The following is a 16,011-nucleotide window of genomic DNA, read 5'->3' as shown; positions in this document are numbered from 1 at the left end:
GATGCGTTCCGACCTTCCCGAGGCGCTGGAAATTGCTGCAAGAGTCGGCCCGTCGTGCTAGTCGTCTAGCGTGCGCCCACGCGCGGCGCCCGGGTGCGAAACATCCTTCTTAACGCGAGTGGCCAGCCATGACCTCAGCCTTTCTGTCCCATCTTCGTTCCGAACTCGAAGGCCTGAAATTGGCCGGCCTCTATAAGTCCGAGCGAGTCATCACCTCGAAGCAGGCGGGTGAAATCGAGGTGGCGTCCGGCGATCGCGTGCTGAACTTCTGCGCCAACAACTATCTCGGCCTCGCGGATAACGAAGAGCTTGCCGAGGCCGGCAAGAAGGCGCTCGACCGCTACGGCTACGGCATGGCCTCCGTGCGCTTCATCTGCGGCACGCAGGAAGAGCACAAGGAGCTCGAAGCGCGCATCTCCTCGTTCCTCGGAATGGAGGATACGATCCTTTATTCCTCGTGCTTCGATGCCAATGGCGGGCTGTTCGAGACATTGCTCGGGGAGGAAGACGCGATCATCTCCGATGCGCTGAACCATGCTTCGATCATCGACGGCGTGCGGCTCTCGAAGGCGAAGCGCTTCCGCTATGCCAACAACGACATGGCCGCGCTTGAGGAGGAGTTGAAGAAGGCCGAAGGCAGCCGCTTCAAGCTGATCGCCACCGACGGCGTGTTCTCAATGGACGGCATCATCGCCAACCTCAAGGGCGTCTGCGACCTCGCGGAAAAATATGGCGCGATGGTCATGGTCGACGACAGCCATGCGGTCGGTTTCGTCGGCAAGCACGGTCGCGGCTCCGCCGAGCATTGCGGCGTCGAGGGCAGGATCGATATCATCACCGGCACGCTCGGCAAGGCGCTCGGCGGCGCCTCGGGCGGCTACACCTCGGCCAAGGCCGAAGTCGTCGAATGGCTGCGGCAGCGCTCGCGGCCCTATCTTTTCTCCAACACGCTGGCGCCCGTCATCGCCGCCGCTTCGCTCAGGGTCTTCGACCTAATCGAGAACGGCGACAAGCTGCGCGAACGGCTTTACACGAACGCCGCGCTGTTCCGTGCCGAAATGTCGAAGCTTGGTTTCACGCTTGCCGGCGAAGGGCATCCGATCATTCCTGTCATGCTCGGCGACGCGGCGCTCGCGCAGGACATGGCCGCGCGGATGCTCGAGAAGGGCGTCTATGTCATCGGCTTCTCCTTCCCGGTCGTGCCGCGGGGGCAGGCGCGCATCCGAACCCAGATGTCGGCCGCCCACAGCGAGCGGGATGTCCGGCGCGCGATCGCGGTCTTCGAAGAGGTCGGTCGCGAACTCGGCGTGATTTGAAGAGTTAGGTGAGGGGCGAGTGAGGAACCTGCAATGACCAACATGATGAAGGCACTGGTCAAGACGAAGCCGGAAGTCGGGCTCTGGATGGAGCGGGTACCGGTGCCGGAGGTAGGCCCGAACGATGTCTTAATCCGGGTGAAGAAGTCGGCGATCTGCGGTACCGACGTTCACATCTGGAACTGGGACCAGTGGGCGCAGAAGACGATCCCCGTGCCGATGGTCGTCGGCCACGAGTTCATGGGCGAGATCGCCGAAGTCGGCTCGGCCGTCACCAAGTATCACGTGGGCGAGCGCGTCTCCGGCGAAGGCCACATCGTCTGTGGCAAGTGCCGCAATTGCCGGGCGGGCAGGGGGCACCTTTGCCGCAACACGCTTGGCGTCGGCGTCAATCGTCCGGGCTCCTTCGGCGAGTTCGTCTGCATCCCGGAATATAATGTCGTGTCGATCCCCGACGACGTGCCGGATGAGATCGCCGCGATCTTCGATCCCTTCGGCAATGCCGTGCACACGGCGCTTTCCTTCGATCTCGTCGGCGAGGACGTGCTCGTTACCGGGGCGGGACCGATCGGCATCATGGGCGCGCTCGTCGCCAAGCGCTCGGGCGCGCGCAAGGTGGTGATCACCGATATCAACCCGACGCGCCTCGAACTCGCCCGCAAGGTCGGCATCGACTACGTCGTCGATGCGTCCAAGGAAAACCTCGCCGACGTGATGCGATCGATCGGCATGACCGAAGGTTTCGATGTCGGTCTCGAAATGTCGGGTGCGGCGCCGGCATTTCGCGACATGATCGACAAGATGAACAACGGCGGCAAGATCGCCATACTCGGCATCGCTCCGGCGGGCTTCGAGATCGACTGGAACAAGGTCATCTTCAAGATGCTCAACCTGAAGGGCATCTACGGCCGCGAAATGTTCGAGACCTGGTACAAGATGATCGCCTTTGTCCAGGGCGGGCTGGATCTTTCGCCGGTCATCACCCACCGGATCGGCATCGACGATTTCCGCGAGGGGTTCGAGGCGATGCGGTCGGGCAATTCCGGCAAGGTTGTGATGGACTGGTAGCGATCGCGAGCCCGCGGTGAAGTGGCACCCCGGGGGACGGTCGTTTGCAGGTCCGAACCTGATCTCGATCTCGAAGTAAGCCGTCCGCAGGCTGCTCCGGCGGCCGACTTCCTGGCTCCAATCGCCGGAAAACCAGCGCCACCCTTGTCTTTTTTTCGACCGCTCCTACATCTTGAGCGAAAGCTGATAAACAGCGCAAAAACCCGCGACGAAGCGTTTTTTGCCGATTTACGCGGTTTTTCACCGGAAATGCTTGACGGGATCAAAAATTCTGGGAATCACCATTTCAAGCAGAAATGGCGATACGGACGGCGGATAGGAAAATCATGCCTGAGATGTTTCAGTGGCAAGGCTGTCGAGGCTTGCCCGCTCAACCGCGATCGCTGTCGTGGTTAATCAGGAATTAAACATCATCCCGTTACGTCAGGGGAAATGATTCGGTGGCGGGTGCGCGGCGCCCGAACCACGAAGCGGCATTGGCACCAGGCGCACGCTGGTTGCGACAAGGAAAGCGACGAATAAATGGCAACTAAAGTCAAAGAAAACGAAGAAGCAGACGTAGAACGCGAAGGCGCTCCTGACGGCCCGCTTCTCGATCTTTCCGACGACGCTGTCAAGAAGATGATCAAGGCCGCCAAGAAGCGCGGCTACGTGACGATGGACGAATTGAACTCGGTCCTGCCGTCAGAGGAAGTCACCTCCGAACAGATCGAAGACACGATGGCCATGCTCTCCGACATGGGCATCAACGTCATCGAGGATGAAGAAGCCGAGGAAGCCGCCGCCGGCGGCGACGACGAAGACAGCGGCGACGAGGGTGACGGCGAGGGCGGTGAACTCACCACCTCCAGCGGCACCGCGCTTGCGACCGGCAAGAAGAAGGAACCGACCGATCGCACCGACGATCCGGTGCGCATGTATCTGCGCGAGATGGGTTCGGTCGAGCTTCTCTCCCGCGAAGGCGAAATTGCGATCGCCAAGCGCATCGAAGCCGGCCGCGAGACGATGATTGCCGGTCTCTGTGAGAGCCCGCTTACCTTCCAGGCACTGATCATCTGGCGCGACGAACTGAACGAAGGCCAGACGCTTCTGCGCGAGATCATCGATCTCGAAACGACCTATTCCGGTCCCGAGGCGAAGGCTGCCCCACAGTTCCAGAGCCCGGAAAAGATCGAGGCTGACCGGAAGGCCGCCGAAGAGAAGGAAAAGGTGCGCAAGACGCGCGCGGCCGCGGCTAATGACGACGACATCACCAATGTCGGCGGCGATGGCCAGCCGCCCGAGGAAGAGGAAGAGGACGATGACGAATCGAACCTCTCGCTCGCCGCGATGGAAGCGGAACTGCGCCCGCAGGTGATGGAAACGCTCGACATCATAGCCGAGACCTACAAGAAGCTCCGCAAGCTGCAGGACCAGCAGGTGGAAGCACGCCTTGCCGCGACGGGCACGCTGTCGCCGGCGCAGGAGCGCCGCTACAAGGAGCTGAAGGACGAGCTGATCAAGGCGGTGAAGTCGCTGTCGCTCAACCAGAACCGCATCGATGCGCTGGTCGAGCAGCTTTACGACATTTCGAAGCGCCTGATGCAGAACGAGGGCCGGCTGTTGCGCCTTGCCGAATCCTACGGCGTCAAGCGCGACTCGTTCCTGGAACAGTATTCGGGCGCCGAGCTCGACCCGAACTGGATGAAGTCGATCAGCAATCTCGCCGGCAAGGGCTGGAAGGAGTTTGCCAAGGCCGAGAACCAGACGATCCGGGATATCCGCCAGGAGATCCAGAATCTCGCGACCGAAACCGGCATTTCCATCGCCGAGTTCCGCCGCATCGTTTCCATGGTCCAGAAGGGCGAGCGCGAAGCGCGCATCGCCAAGAAGGAGATGGTCGAGGCCAACCTGCGTCTCGTCATTTCGATCGCCAAGAAGTACACGAACCGCGGCCTGCAGTTCCTGGACCTCATCCAGGAAGGCAACATCGGCCTGATGAAGGCGGTCGACAAGTTCGAGTACCGCCGCGGCTACAAGTTCTCGACCTATGCCACCTGGTGGATCCGGCAGGCGATCACCCGTTCGATCGCCGACCAGGCACGCACGATCCGCATTCCGGTGCACATGATCGAGACGATCAACAAGATCGTTCGTACCTCGCGCCAGATGCTGCACGAGATCGGCCGCGAGCCGACGCCGGAGGAATTGGCCGAAAAGCTTGCCATGCCGCTCGAGAAGGTGCGCAAGGTGCTGAAGATTGCCAAGGAACCGATCTCGCTCGAAACGCCGGTCGGTGACGAGGAAGATTCACATCTCGGCGATTTCATCGAGGACAAGAACGCGCTCTTGCCGATCGACGCCGCCATTCAGGCGAACCTGCGTGAAACGACGACCCGCGTTCTCGCTTCGCTGACGCCGCGCGAAGAGCGTGTGCTGCGCATGCGCTTCGGCATCGGCATGAACACGGACCACACGCTCGAAGAGGTCGGCCAGCAGTTCTCGGTCACCCGCGAACGTATCCGTCAGATCGAAGCGAAGGCGCTGAGAAAGCTCAAGCACCCGAGCCGTTCGCGCAAGCTGCGCTCGTTTCTCGACAGCTAAGCTAAGCGTTACAGAAACGTCGAGAAAGCCGGGCTTTGCGCCCGGCTTTTTTTGTGCTGCCCTTTCTGGTTTTTGCGGGCGCACCTTGTTCCTGCGGCGCTTGTTCGCCCATGACCACGGGATTATACTTTGGGGCTTGCAGCGAGCCCGCGACGCCGGGGAGGACGCACCGCGGGTGCGAACCGAAAGCGCCCATGCGATGAACGCATCATGGGCCCGCGAATGAGTTGGAGCGGGATGCGGGCGGAACACCACGTACACTTTTCCTCATCCCGCTAGTCCTTTGATTCCAGGGCATTTTGTTCGCTTTCATCCGAAGGCGGGATGCTCTGTGGGGAGGTGTGAGATGACCACTTATGTCGTGCTTCTCAATTGGACCGAGCAGGGTATCAGGAACGTACGCGAGTCTCCGAAGCGGCTGGATGCCGCTCGGAAGGTGCTCTCCGACATGGGCGGGTCCTTCAAGGATTTCTATCTGACCATGGGCGAATACGACATGGTCGCAGTCTGCGAAGCGCCCGACGACGCGGTTGCCGCACGGTTCGCGTTGACTCTCGGGATGAATGGCAACGTGCGCACCCGCACATTGAAGGCATTTCCGGAAGCCGCCTATCGTGAACTGATCGGCACGCTCGGCTAAGATTGCATGGGTTCGAAGTTGGATCATCTCGCTGTTTCAACGAAACAGCGAGATGATCTCGAAGGCGATCCTCAAAGGGGTGGTGACTTCATCTCGCGGCGGACTGACATGCCGTCGATGCGTGGAAGGGTGATTTGCGTCAAGGTTCGCCGTTGCCCGACAGGACTTGCGCGGCGCCGCGGATCGCGTTGCGAAAGGCATCGTCGAAGCTGACGCCGCGGATTTGCCAACGGTGCGTCTTCCCGGCGCTATCGAGTTGCCAGTCGGCAATCCAGCCAAGCGCCTCGTCGTTCCAGGAAATCGTACCGACGAGCGCGACATCGCCGCCAATCTTCTTTGCCAGCCGTTCCAACTGCGCCGTCGGTTCGCTCGACAGCATATCGAGGTCGAGTTTTTCCTGGGCAAGCGTTTTCCGCTCCGGCAGCCATGTCTCAAGCGCGAGAGGCACGGTCGCGGCGGCGAGCGACTCGGCCATGTAGGGGCTTTCTTCGCCGTCGCTTGTCAGCATGAACTTGCGCTTTTGGTCGTGGACGGCGAGAAGGACGGCAATCCTCGGGCGCGGTTGCGGCCAGGGCCTGCTTCCGAGCGCGTCGAGCAGCCGGTTTATCGTTGCCGGGTCGTAACGACAGGTCAGGTCATGCGGCCGGTCGTGCGTACCCTGTTCGTCGTGAATCGGGATGCCTGCCAGCCGATCACGATAGGCAAAGGACGCGACGAAGCTGCCGGCGCGTTCAATCAGCGGCGCGAACGCTGTTCCGGCAATCACACGCTGGTCGCCCGAGACCTTGACGAGGACTTCACCCAGGCATTCGCGAAAGCCGAGTTTCCGGTTTTCTTCGCCGGTGCCGGTGACGATCGCGTGGCTCACGTATAGGTTCTGCACGTTGGCGGCCTGCGCTATCCCGGAAGAGGTCACACCGGCAAGCATGGCGAGGAACGGCAAGACGATTGTCATTCTGGTGGTCATTCAACTTCGCCTCAAAACCGATCCTTAAGATTTACGCTTTATCAATCTCTCGCAAACGAGAGGTTCCGCGATGCGTTGCGTTTTTGTCGTCGTCCTCCTGTTGCTGGCCGGCTGCGGAACGGTGCCGAAGGACACCCGGAACGCCTGCGCGGTTTTCGAGCAGCGAGATGGTCTTTTCAACAATTGGCGCCGGGCTGCCTACGCGGCGGAGCGCGAATACGGCGTGCCCGTTCCTGTGCTGATGGCGACGATCTATACGGAGTCCGGTTTCCAGCACAACGCAAGGCCACCGCGCACCAAGCTCTTCGGCTTCATTCCCTGGACGCGCGTCTCCTCCGCCTATGGATACTCGCAGGCGCTCGACGGCACCTGGGCGCGTTATCAGGCCGAAACCGGACGCTGGACGGCGCGTCGGACGGATTTTGCCGACGCGATCCGCTTCATCGCCTGGTACCACAACCAAAGCCACCAGCAGAACGGCATCGCGCTCAACGACCCTTACCGGCTCTACATTGCCTACTATCATGGCCATGGCGGTTACGCCCGCGGGAACTGGAGCCAAACGGCTCAGACAGGCGCAAAGCGCGCCTCCGGCATGGCGGCGCTCTATGCGCAGCAACTGCGCGGCTGCGGTTCATAACGTGCAGCGCATTCTGCGCCGTTCGCCGACACTGCAGCAAGAGCGGCCTCCTCCTCGTGGATGGGATGACGAAAAAATCATTATCGGCTGTCGGAACCTTTCCGCTTCGATCGTCCTTTGCCTGTTCAGCCAAACAGGAGGAGATGAACATGGCCTATGTCGATGGTTTTCTCGTCGCGGTGCCGAAGGCGAAGGTCGAGGACTACAAGGCGCTCGCGCGCCGGGCCGGCGATGTCTGGAAGGAACACGGTGCGCTCAACTACGTCGAGTGCCTGGCCGACGACGCACCTTATGGAGAACTGACGTCCTTTCCGCGTGCAGTGCAGGCGAAGGAGGACGAGACGGTGGTCTTCTCCTGGGTCCTCTATGCGTCGCGTCAGGATCGCGATGCGATCATTGCCAAGGTCATGGCCGATCCGCGGCTTCAGGGTGATGAGTGGAAGTCGATCTTCGACGGCAAGCGGTTGATTTATGGAGGCTTCGAACCGTTCTTAGAGCTGTAGCGGGCAGAGGGCCGCGCTTCAAATGCCGCAGACTGTCATCACCATCGCCACCCGTGGCCAGGGACTCTACGAGTTCACCGATGCTGCCACCGATTTCGTGCGGCAATCAGGCATCGCGGAGGGACTTCTCACCGTGTTCGTCCGCCATACGTCCGCATCCTTGCTCATCCAGGAAAACGCCGACCCGGATGTGAAACGCGATCTCACCGAGTTCTTCGGTCGCCTGGTGCCGCCGTCCTCCGATCCTACGATGCGCTGGATCGTCCACACCCAGGAGGGACCGGACGACATGCCGGCGCACATCAAGGCGGCGCTCACCCAGGTCTCGCTCGGCATCCCGATAAGCGATGCCCGCATGATGCTCGGCACCTGGCAAGGGCTCTATCTGTTCGAACATCGCGATCGCCCGCACCGGCGCGAGATCGTCCTGCATCTTGGCGCGTGAACGGCGCTTTACTGAGTTCTGCTCCGGCCAACTAATCTGCGGTACAGTGGGCGACAGTGCAGCTTCGGAGACAGACGATGACAAACGCGCAAACCATCGCCAGCCGTTTCATCGAGGCCGTCAATGACCGTGATTTCGATGCGCTTTCCCGGCTCGTCGATGAGGACGTCGCGCTTGATTCGCTGACCGGCCAGCGAACCATGGGCGTCGGTCCGCTCAGGGCCTGGATCATGAACTATCTCAGCCATTTCGACGAGGCGTTCAGCGATATCGTGCTGATGCATGACGCCTTCGGGCAGCGGGTTGCGGCCGACATGACCGCACGCGGCACCTATCGCAAGACCATGCCGGGATTTCCCGAGGCCTCGGGCCAGATCTACGCCATTCCGAGCGTTTTCATCTTCGAAATCGAGGACGGCGCCATCACGCGCCTCAGCCACTATCGCAATCTCCGCATCTTCGAGCGGGAGCTGGCGAGCTGAGCCGCCCCACGTAACATACTGAATCTCTGTGTGGTTTTCTCTCTGGATCAGCCGAAGCAGGCGCGGTCGACGGGAACGAATCGTGTTGCCTGCTGTTTCGTCCATGCAGTGTTCATCAACCTGAACAGTGCATGAACGGAGGGTTCCGGTAGCGTTCAGTTTATCCGGACTATGGTTGGCGCAATCGTCGAGAGCGGTAATCGCCAATTTTGAATCCTTCGCCACACCGGAGAAACGCTATGAGAAAATTCCTCGTCAATGCCGCGGTTGCTGCCGTCATCGGGCTGACCGGTCTTGCGGGTGCAGCCACCGCCGCTTCTGCTCAATCGGTGATATTCGAGTTCGGGTCGCCGCGTGCCGCCGATGTCCAGTACCGTGACTACGATCGCGACTGGCGCAGGGATCGCCCCCGCTGGGGCGGTGAGCGCCGCGGCCGTTGTGACCCCTGGCTTGCCGTCGAAAAGGCACGTGATCGCGGTCTGCGCCGGGCCCATGTCGCCAATGTCGCGCGGCGCCAGGTCATCGTCGAGGGCCGCCGCCATGGTTACCGCCAGGCAATCATCTTCGCCAATGTGCGTGGATGCCCGGTGGTCGGCCGCTGGTAACCTGCCGGATTTCCGCACCGTCTGTCTTCCCCGGCCGCGGAAATGTGCCCCTCATGGAAAACCCGTGAGGGGCTTTTGATTCGAAAGGCCCCGCGCGATGAATTCGCCGGGGCTTTGCCTGTGGTCATCGCGCAAAAGAGGCGCGGTGCGGTTTCCTTCGCCGCGCCGGGCCAAATGCTCACTGCTCGATGGCGAAGGTCACGTTGACGGTGACATTGTAGGTTTGTTCGCCGGTCGCGATCGGAACGGCATCGGCCGCGAATTCCTTGGCCATGCTGCGTACCATCGGAACCGGTTCCGGGCGCGAAGCCTGTTCCGAGATCTCGATGAGCCGGCCGAGCGAAACGCCGGCCGCCTCCGCCAGCACCTTCGCCTTGACAATCGCGTCGGCCACCGCCGCCTTGCGGGCCTCGGTGATGACTTCGTCGGGCTTGTCCTTGGTGAATTCGATGCCGCCGCCCTGGTTGATACCGAGGGTCACGGACTTGTCCAGGACCTCGCCGAGATTGCTCAGATCGCGCACGCGCACGGTAACACCGTTGACGACCTGATAGCCGATGAGTTCCGGCGGGCGGTTGCTGCCGTCGTTGCCCTGCGGGTAGTTGTATTGCGGATTGATGGCGAAGCCGCTGGTCTGCAGATCGCGCTCGGCAATGCCGCCCTGCTTGAGTGCCGAGAGCACCTCCGCCATCGCCTTGTTGTTGGCGTCGAGCGCCTCGCGCGCGCTCTTCGCATCCTTGACGACGCTCAATTGCACGATCGCCATGTCGGGTGCTGCCGTTGCGCGGCCTTCACCGGAGACCTTGATCAGCGCCTGCCGGCCCCGGACGCCTTCCGGACGCCCGTTGCCGCCGCTCTTGGTATCATTGCCGTCGGCCGCCACAGCGGCGGCGGCAAAAGCGCCGGCAAAGGCAGCGGCCATGGCAGCGACATGAACCGTGCGGGCAATGCGTGTAGAAATCATGGTTATTTCTCTCCGGTTGTTTTATGCCGAACTCTTGCTTATCGATTGTGTAGGCATTGCGGCAATGGCTTGTCGTCAAAAAGGTTTTCCGCTAGAGCCATTGCGACCCGCGAATTACCATTGGTTCGCGGTCAACCGGCAGATGACCGGCAAGGGCCTGTAGCTCAATGGTTAGAGCCGGCGGCTCATAACCGCTTGGTTGGGGGTTCGAGTCCCTCCGGGCCCACCATTTGTCTTCAAAGTCAATGGCTTACTAAGGTGGAACCATAGTAACTCAGTACCCCCAGTGAGGACCGGATCCGCAGATCGCCTGGCGCTCGGCGACGCCTTTGGAGCAGTATGTCGGCCCGATCGGCACACCGGCCAAGCCAGCCGTGAGGCCCGGCGCAATCATCACTCTCGGTGTCTAGAGCGGGATGCGCTTACGTGCGTTCGCGCCACCGCTCTATCTGTTTGTTTTTGCCGCGTTTGTGCGACGTCAGGTGATTCCACCTGACTGCAAAATGCTCTAGGCGTCATCTCCACACCCGCTCCACCGGCGACAACGCCCCCGGCCACCGCGGTCTGGCGGGCAACCCCGAGGTCGGCGTCGTTTACAGCGCCGCGCGTCTCAGACGCGCAAAGGACGCTGACTTTGAATTGCTGCATGTTTTGTCCTTTAATTGGCTCGACCTCAGGTGCGGGCCACTGGTGGCGATAGGTCGAAGCCTGAAAGAAACGCCATTGCGCGTTCGGCACGGCGAGCAGTAGCATCGCCACGGTCCGTGGATTTGGGAGGAGACCATTAATCTCAGGCAGCTTCGTTATTTCGTGAAGGTGGTCGAGACCGGGAATATCACCCGGGCGTCGGAGGGCTTGAATGTCGCGCAGACGGCGCTCGGCCAGCAGATCAGGCATTTGGAGGAATCGCTTGGCGTCCGGCTTCTGGTTCGTCATTCGCGCGGCATTTCGCTGACCGAGGCCGGTGAGGTATTGCACCGGCATGCGCTTGCCATACTCAGTTCCGTCGAGGAGGCGCGCCGGGAGGTGAAGGCGCATGGGGCGGCGAGGCGAGAGGTGGTCAATCTCGGCGTCACGCCCAGTATCCAGGCGTTGATAGGCCCGGAACTACTTGTTGCCGCCCGTGACGAGATCCCGGACATATCCTTCCGCGTGGTCGAGGAACTGAGCTTCATCCTGATCGACGCGCTTATGCGCCGCGAGCTCGATGTCGCGCTCGCATATGAGTTCGAGAACCGTCCGGGGCTCGCGGCCACCGCGCTCATTGAGGAAGAATTGCTCTTTGTCGCCGGCGCCGGATCCCGCGTGCTTGGGGAATCGATCTCGTTCGAGGAGGCGATCCGCACCGACCTGGCGCTCGTCAGCGACCGCGACATCGTCTGGCGGCTCGTTCACGAGGTGGCGGGCCGGCAAGGGCTTTCCGTGAACGTCGCCTTCGAGGTGCAGTCAATGCCGGCGATCAAGACGCTGGTCGCGCGGGGAGCGGCCACCAGCGTGGTGCCTTACGGCGTGGTCGCGGAGGAAATCCAGCAGGGGCTGATCGTTGCCTGTCCGATCCGCCAGCCGTCGATCAAGCGGACGCTCTTCCTGAACCGGATGTCGGATGCCCCGTCTTTCGTTCATGAAACGGCGCTGCTCGCCTTTCTCGACCGGATGATCGGCCGGCTCGCCGAGAAGATGGGACCCTACGGCAATCTCATCGGCAACGTTGTACCGCGTCGACACGAGGAGGCTAAGCCATAAACCTTCGGCAGCTGCGCTATTTCGCGATGGTGGTCAAAACCGGCGGCATGTCGCACGCCGCCGCCCGGCTGAAGCTTGCCCAGACCGCGATCAGCATCCAGATTCGCGACCTCGAACGCGAGATCGGTGTCAGCCTGTTCGAGCGGCATTCGCGCGGCGTCGTGCCGACGAAGGCCGGCGAGGTTTTGTACGAGCGCTACAACGAACTGGAGCGATTTCTGGAGCGGACGCTTGAGGACGTCCGGTCTGCCGCCGGCAGCCCGGCGCCGCGTCCTTTCGTGATCGGCCTCGTCCCGAGCCACATGCGCCTTGTCGGGGCCGACGTGCTGATCGCGGCGGGGACGAAACTGCCGGCGACATCGCTGAAGCTGGTCGAGGAGTTGAGCTTCGCGCTGATCGCTGCGCTCGAGCGGAAGGAGATCGACCTCGCCTTTGCCTATGACGTCGAGGGGCGTCCGGGCTTGGTGCGCGAAGCTGTGATAGAGGACGAACTGCTGTTCGTGACCGCCCGCGCCAACGCTCAGGACGACAGCCCCATCAGCTTTGCCGACGCCCTTCAAGAGGAGCTCTTCTTCGCCGGCGAGCGTGGCATCGTCACGCTTGTCCGCCGCATGGCCCAGCGACTGTCGCTTGAACCGCGCATCGTTTCGGACATGCAGTCGGTGCCGGCGATCCGGGCGCGCATCGCCGAGGGCGGCGCCAGCCTTCTGCCCTATGGCAGCGTTGCCGACGGCGTCAGCCGCGGCATCTTCGCCATCCGCAGGATAGAGCGTCCCGTGCCGAGCCGCACGCTCTACATGGTGAGCCGGCGCGAGGAGCGCTCGCCTTTGGAAGACGAAGTCATCGGACCGTTCCTGAAGGACGTGGTTCGTCATATCTGTCGTGCCTCGGCCCCTTACGCGATCATCGTCGATCCGCGCTTCGACATTGCCGGGACGTCTTCCTGACGCCATGCGACCTCCCTCAGCCATAGCGAAAAACTTATAGCTCGCCGCTTTCAACGGTCTTGGACAGGCCGTCTTCGCGCCACTAGGCTTGCCATACATCAAGTCCGGCGCGGTCAGGAGAGAGCGCCGGGCGGCCTGAATGGCAGGCCGCAGGGAGCGCATCAGGGAGGCTGCCGCATGGGAGGCTATCGCGTGACCGTCGACACCGGCGGGACGTTTTCGGACTTTGTCTATCTCGACGAAACGACGGGAGAGACGTCGATTTCCAAGGTTCCGTCGACACCAGACGACCCGTCGCGGGCTATCCTTTCCGGGATCGATATTCTGTTGGGGCGCGGCGTGCGTCCGGACGAGGTGAGCTATTTCTGCCATGGTACGACGGTCGGGACGAACGCGCTTCTGGAAGGCAAGGGGGCGAAGACCGGACTTCTGGTGACCAAAGGTTTTCGCGGTATCTACGAAGTCGGTGAGCAGGCGCGTCCGCATGGGCCGGCGATCTTCGATATCCTCTATGAAAAGCCTCAGCCGATCGTGCTGCCGTCCCTGACCGGCGAAGTCTCGGAGCGCGTGGTGCACGACGGCAGCGTCCTTGCCGAACTCGACGAAGCCGCGCTTCGCGAGACGCTTGCCGAACTCCGCGGCCAGGGCGTCGAATCCGTCGCCGTCTGCCTGCTCTTCTCCTTCCTCTATCCGCGCCATGAGGAGTGGATCCGCGAAATCGTCCGCGAGGAACTGCCAGGCTGCGAAGTCTCGCTTTCGTCAGAAATCGTGCCGCAGATCCGCGAATACCATCGCCTGAGCACGACGGTGATCAACGCCTACCTGCAACCGGTCCTTGCCCGCTACATCGCCCGGCTCGCCGACCGGCTGGAAGCGGCGGGCGTGAAGACACCGCAGAAATACATCATGCAGTCGAACGGAGGCATGGCGACCTTCGAGGCGACCGCGAAGAAAGGCGTCACGACAGTACTTTCCGGTCCTGCGGGCGGCGTGACTGCGAGCGTCGCGATGGCGCGCTCCACCGGCCACCACGACATCGTCACCTTCGACATGGGCGGCACGTCCTGCGACGTGGCGCTGATCAAGAACGGCACGCCGGTGATCGCCAACCGCGGCAAGGTCGAGGGCCGCGACATCGCCATGCCGATGATGGATATCAACACGGTCAGCGCCGGCGGCGGCACGATCGCCGAAGTGGACCGTTTCGGCGTCCTCCAGGTCGGGCCGGAAAGCGCCGGCGCTATACCGGGTCCTGCTTGCTACAGCCGCGGCGGCACCAAGCCGACGATCACCGACTGCAACCTGTTGCTCGGTCATCTTTCGGAAGAAAACTTCCTCGGTGGCAAGATGCGTCTCGACGCGCAGAAAGCACGCCTGGCCGTGGAAACCCATGTGGCTGGTCCGCTCGGCATGGATGTGCTCGAAGCGGCCGAAGGCATCGTGCGGATCATCAACGTCAAGATGGAGGAGGCGATCAAGGCCATCTCGACGATGCGCGGCCACGATCTGCGCGACTTCATGTTGCTGCCCTTCGGCGGCGCCGGTCCGCTGCATGCCGCCCGCATCGCCCGTGAGCTCGGCATGGCCGGTCTCGTCGTGCCGCTGCATGCCGGCGTCTTCTCGGCCATGGGCCTGGTGATGTCGGACGTCACGCATGACTATGTGCGCTCACGATTGACACCGCTCGACGGCGCCTCGGCAAGCGAACTCAACGCGATTTTCGCCGGCATGGAAGCACAGGCGCTCGCCGACCTCGCCGAGGAAGGCTTCCGGGCGGATCGCATCCGTATCGAGCGGGCTCTCGATCTGCGCTATGCCGGGCAGGGGTATGAACTTACTGTTCCGATCGGTGCGCTGGCCGATACCGCGGATATCGATGCCGTGCGCAGCGCTTTCGATGCCGAGCATGAGGTGATGTTCGGTCACAAGGCATCAGGCGAATCCGTGGAGATCGTTTCCTATCGCGTCAAGGCTGTCGGCCTCGTGCCGCCGGTCAACGCCAAGCGCTACCAGCCGAGCGGCGGAACGCTTGCGGAGGCGTTTCTCGGGCGCCGTCCGGTCCGCTTCGACGGCGAAAACCTCGACTGCGCCGTTTACCAGCGTGAGCGCCTGGATGTCGGGCTCGTCTTCACCGGCCCGGCCGTCGTGGAACAGTTCGACTGCACCACGGTCATCCTGCCTGGTCAGCAGGTTCGGGTCGACGAATTCAAGAATCTCATCGTAACGGAGGTCGCGTGATGCTGCAGCGTAGCGCTTCGCTTGGCAGGCCCACTGCCGTCGAACTTGAAGTGATCCGCGCGAGCCTCGGCGGCATCGTGCAGGAGATGCAGAACTCGCTGTTCCGCACCGGTTTTTCAACCATTATCCGGGAATCGCAGGATGCTTCCTGCGCGCTCCTCGACGCCAATGCGGCGGTCATCGCCCAGCACGTGGTCCTGCCGTTGCACATCGGCGCCTTCCCGGCTTGCACTGAGGCGGTGTTGCGAGCGTTCGGTGGCGACATCGCGCCTGGCGACGCGTTCCTCATCAACGACCCCTACGAGGGTGGCAGCCCTCATGCGCCTGACATGGCGGTGATCACGCCGCTGTTCTTCGAAGATACGCTGGTAGCGTTCTGCGCCAGCATCGCGCACAAGGGCGACATCGGTGGCCCGGTGCCGGGGAGCTGCTCGGGCCAGGCGCGTGAAGTCTATAATGAAGGCTTGCAATTGCCGCCGGTGCGCTACCAGCGCAACTACCTGCCCTTCGGCGATGTCGAGAGGATCATAGCCGCCAACAGCCGCACGCCGGAACTGGTGCTCGGCGACATTCGTGGCCAGTTGGGCTCCGCCCGTCTCGGCGAGCGCCGGCTTGCGGCCCTTTTGGAAAAGTTCGGTGCATCGAAATGCGTCGCCGCTTTCAACGAACTGGGTGACATCGCCGAGCGGCGGATGCGGGCGATTATCAAGACCTGGAAGGACGGCGTCTTCGAGGCCGAGCGCTTTGTCGACGACGATGGCGTCGAACTGTCAAAGCCGGTGCGCATCCATGTCCGGGTGGAAAAGGCGGGCGACACCATCCGCTTCGACTTTACCGGCTCGGCCGACCAGACGCGGGGGCCGGCGAATA

General features: G+C 62.2%; 15 protein-coding genes and 1 tRNA gene. 14 read left to right on the top strand and 2 right to left on the bottom strand.

Annotated features, from left to right (window positions below):
* Positions 1-128 precede the first annotated feature (128 nt).
* The 4 genes from GHK62_RS22275 to GHK62_RS22260 all read left to right on the top strand — a co-directional run bounded on the left by GHK62_RS22275 (position 129) and on the right by GHK62_RS22260 (position 5,607).
* Positions 129-1,316: a glycine C-acetyltransferase gene (locus GHK62_RS22275; RefSeq protein ID WP_153441256.1), complete on the top strand. Its 1,188-nt coding sequence runs from the start codon at positions 129-131 to the stop codon at positions 1,314-1,316.
* A gap of 33 nt (positions 1,317-1,349) precedes the next feature.
* Positions 1,350-2,384: an L-threonine 3-dehydrogenase gene (gene tdh / locus GHK62_RS22270; protein WP_136506477.1), complete on the top strand. Its 1,035-nt coding sequence runs from the start codon at positions 1,350-1,352 to the stop codon at positions 2,382-2,384.
* A gap of 522 nt (positions 2,385-2,906) precedes the next feature.
* Complete coding sequence (gene rpoD / locus GHK62_RS22265; protein WP_153441255.1) at positions 2,907-4,967, top strand: RNA polymerase sigma factor RpoD; 2,061 nt, start codon at positions 2,907-2,909, stop codon at positions 4,965-4,967.
* 346 nt (positions 4,968-5,313) lie between these two features.
* The gene (locus tag GHK62_RS22260; protein ID WP_153441254.1) at positions 5,314-5,607 is read left to right on the top strand and encodes a GYD domain-containing protein; all 294 of its coding nucleotides are present in this window, start codon (positions 5,314-5,316) and stop codon (positions 5,605-5,607) included.
* Between the two features lie 139 nt (positions 5,608-5,746).
* On the opposite strand, the gene GHK62_RS22255 is transcribed toward GHK62_RS22260, so the two are convergent.
* Entirely contained in the window at positions 5,747-6,574 is an 828-nt protein-coding gene (locus GHK62_RS22255; protein ID WP_234887000.1) for a DUF2066 domain-containing protein, read from the bottom strand.
* Between the two features lie 70 nt (positions 6,575-6,644).
* On the opposite strand from GHK62_RS22255, the gene GHK62_RS22250 reads away from it, so the two are divergent.
* From GHK62_RS22250 to GHK62_RS22230, 5 genes are all read left to right on the top strand, one after another.
* Positions 6,645-7,214, top strand: coding sequence for a transglycosylase SLT domain-containing protein (locus GHK62_RS22250; RefSeq protein WP_153441253.1), 570 nt, complete (start codon positions 6,645-6,647; stop codon positions 7,212-7,214).
* A 149-nt stretch (positions 7,215-7,363) separates the two neighbouring features.
* Positions 7,364-7,717, top strand: coding sequence for a DUF1428 domain-containing protein (locus GHK62_RS22245; protein ID WP_153441252.1), 354 nt, complete (start codon positions 7,364-7,366; stop codon positions 7,715-7,717).
* A 22-nt stretch (positions 7,718-7,739) separates the two neighbouring features.
* A complete protein-coding gene (locus GHK62_RS22240; RefSeq protein WP_153441251.1) occupies positions 7,740-8,162 on the top strand; it encodes a secondary thiamine-phosphate synthase enzyme YjbQ in 423 nt (140 codons plus the stop codon).
* 77 nt (positions 8,163-8,239) lie between these two features.
* Positions 8,240-8,644, top strand: coding sequence for a ketosteroid isomerase-related protein (locus GHK62_RS22235; RefSeq protein ID WP_153441250.1), 405 nt, complete (start codon positions 8,240-8,242; stop codon positions 8,642-8,644).
* A gap of 239 nt (positions 8,645-8,883) precedes the next feature.
* Positions 8,884-9,249 (top strand): hypothetical protein, encoded by a 366-nt coding sequence (locus tag GHK62_RS22230; RefSeq protein ID WP_153441249.1) that lies wholly within the window; start codon positions 8,884-8,886, stop codon positions 9,247-9,249.
* Positions 9,250-9,427: 178 nt separating this feature from the next.
* Here GHK62_RS22230 and GHK62_RS22225 read toward each other — a convergent pair whose 3' ends face one another.
* Positions 9,428-10,213 (bottom strand): SIMPL domain-containing protein, encoded by a 786-nt coding sequence (locus tag GHK62_RS22225; RefSeq protein WP_153441248.1) that lies wholly within the window; start codon positions 10,211-10,213, stop codon positions 9,428-9,430.
* 153 nt (positions 10,214-10,366) lie between these two features.
* On the opposite strand from GHK62_RS22225, the gene GHK62_RS22220 reads away from it, so the two are divergent.
* From GHK62_RS22220 to GHK62_RS22200, 5 genes are all read left to right on the top strand, one after another.
* A tRNA-Ile gene (locus tag GHK62_RS22220) sits at positions 10,367-10,442 on the top strand.
* 539 nt (positions 10,443-10,981) lie between these two features.
* On the top strand, positions 10,982-11,956 hold the full coding sequence (locus tag GHK62_RS22215; protein WP_337732965.1) for a LysR family transcriptional regulator: 975 nt from the start codon (positions 10,982-10,984) through the stop codon (positions 11,954-11,956).
* Positions 11,953-12,903: a LysR family transcriptional regulator gene (locus tag GHK62_RS22210; RefSeq protein ID WP_337732964.1), complete on the top strand. Its 951-nt coding sequence runs from the start codon at positions 11,953-11,955 to the stop codon at positions 12,901-12,903. The genes GHK62_RS22215 and GHK62_RS22210 overlap by 4 nt, the downstream gene beginning before the upstream one ends.
* 177 nt (positions 12,904-13,080) lie before the next feature.
* Positions 13,081-15,141 (top strand): hydantoinase/oxoprolinase family protein, encoded by a 2,061-nt coding sequence (locus tag GHK62_RS22205; RefSeq protein WP_153441245.1) that lies wholly within the window; start codon positions 13,081-13,083, stop codon positions 15,139-15,141.
* Positions 15,141-16,011: hydantoinase B/oxoprolinase family protein (locus GHK62_RS22200; protein WP_167528331.1), on the top strand; the 871-nt coding region annotated here is incomplete at its 3' end. The genes GHK62_RS22205 and GHK62_RS22200, both read left to right, overlap by 1 nt.

This window comes from Sinorhizobium terangae (genome assembly GCF_009601505.1).
In the GTDB taxonomy this organism is placed as follows: domain Bacteria; phylum Pseudomonadota; class Alphaproteobacteria; order Rhizobiales; family Rhizobiaceae; genus Sinorhizobium; species Sinorhizobium terangae.
The sequence above is the reverse complement of the archived record's forward strand: the minus strand, read 5'-3'. Positions and strand labels throughout refer to the sequence as shown.

Excerpts from the sequence above, each read along its gene's own strand:
- GHK62_RS22205 (WP_153441245.1), top strand. The coding sequence starts at position 13,081 with ATGGGAGGCTATCGCGTGACCGTCGACACCGGCGGGACGTTTTCGGAC.
- rpoD (WP_153441255.1), top strand. The coding sequence starts at position 2,907 with ATGGCAACTAAAGTCAAAGAAAACGAAGAAGCAGACGTAGAACGCGAA.
- GHK62_RS22260 (WP_153441254.1), top strand. The coding sequence starts at position 5,314 with ATGACCACTTATGTCGTGCTTCTCAATTGGACCGAGCAGGGTATCAGG.
- GHK62_RS22230 (WP_153441249.1), top strand. The coding sequence starts at position 8,884 with ATGAGAAAATTCCTCGTCAATGCCGCGGTTGCTGCCGTCATCGGGCTG.
- GHK62_RS22245 (WP_153441252.1), top strand. The coding sequence starts at position 7,364 with ATGGCCTATGTCGATGGTTTTCTCGTCGCGGTGCCGAAGGCGAAGGTC.
- GHK62_RS22235 (WP_153441250.1), top strand. The coding sequence starts at position 8,240 with ATGACAAACGCGCAAACCATCGCCAGCCGTTTCATCGAGGCCGTCAAT.
- GHK62_RS22250 (WP_153441253.1), top strand. The coding sequence starts at position 6,645 with ATGCGTTGCGTTTTTGTCGTCGTCCTCCTGTTGCTGGCCGGCTGCGGA.
- GHK62_RS22255 (WP_234887000.1), bottom strand. The coding sequence starts at position 6,574 with ATGACCACCAGAATGACAATCGTCTTGCCGTTCCTCGCCATGCTTGCC.
- GHK62_RS22225 (WP_153441248.1), bottom strand. The coding sequence starts at position 10,213 with ATGATTTCTACACGCATTGCCCGCACGGTTCATGTCGCTGCCATGGCC.
- GHK62_RS22240 (WP_153441251.1), top strand. The coding sequence starts at position 7,740 with ATGCCGCAGACTGTCATCACCATCGCCACCCGTGGCCAGGGACTCTAC.
- tdh (WP_136506477.1), top strand. The coding sequence starts at position 1,350 with ATGACCAACATGATGAAGGCACTGGTCAAGACGAAGCCGGAAGTCGGG.
- GHK62_RS22275 (WP_153441256.1), top strand. The coding sequence starts at position 129 with ATGACCTCAGCCTTTCTGTCCCATCTTCGTTCCGAACTCGAAGGCCTG.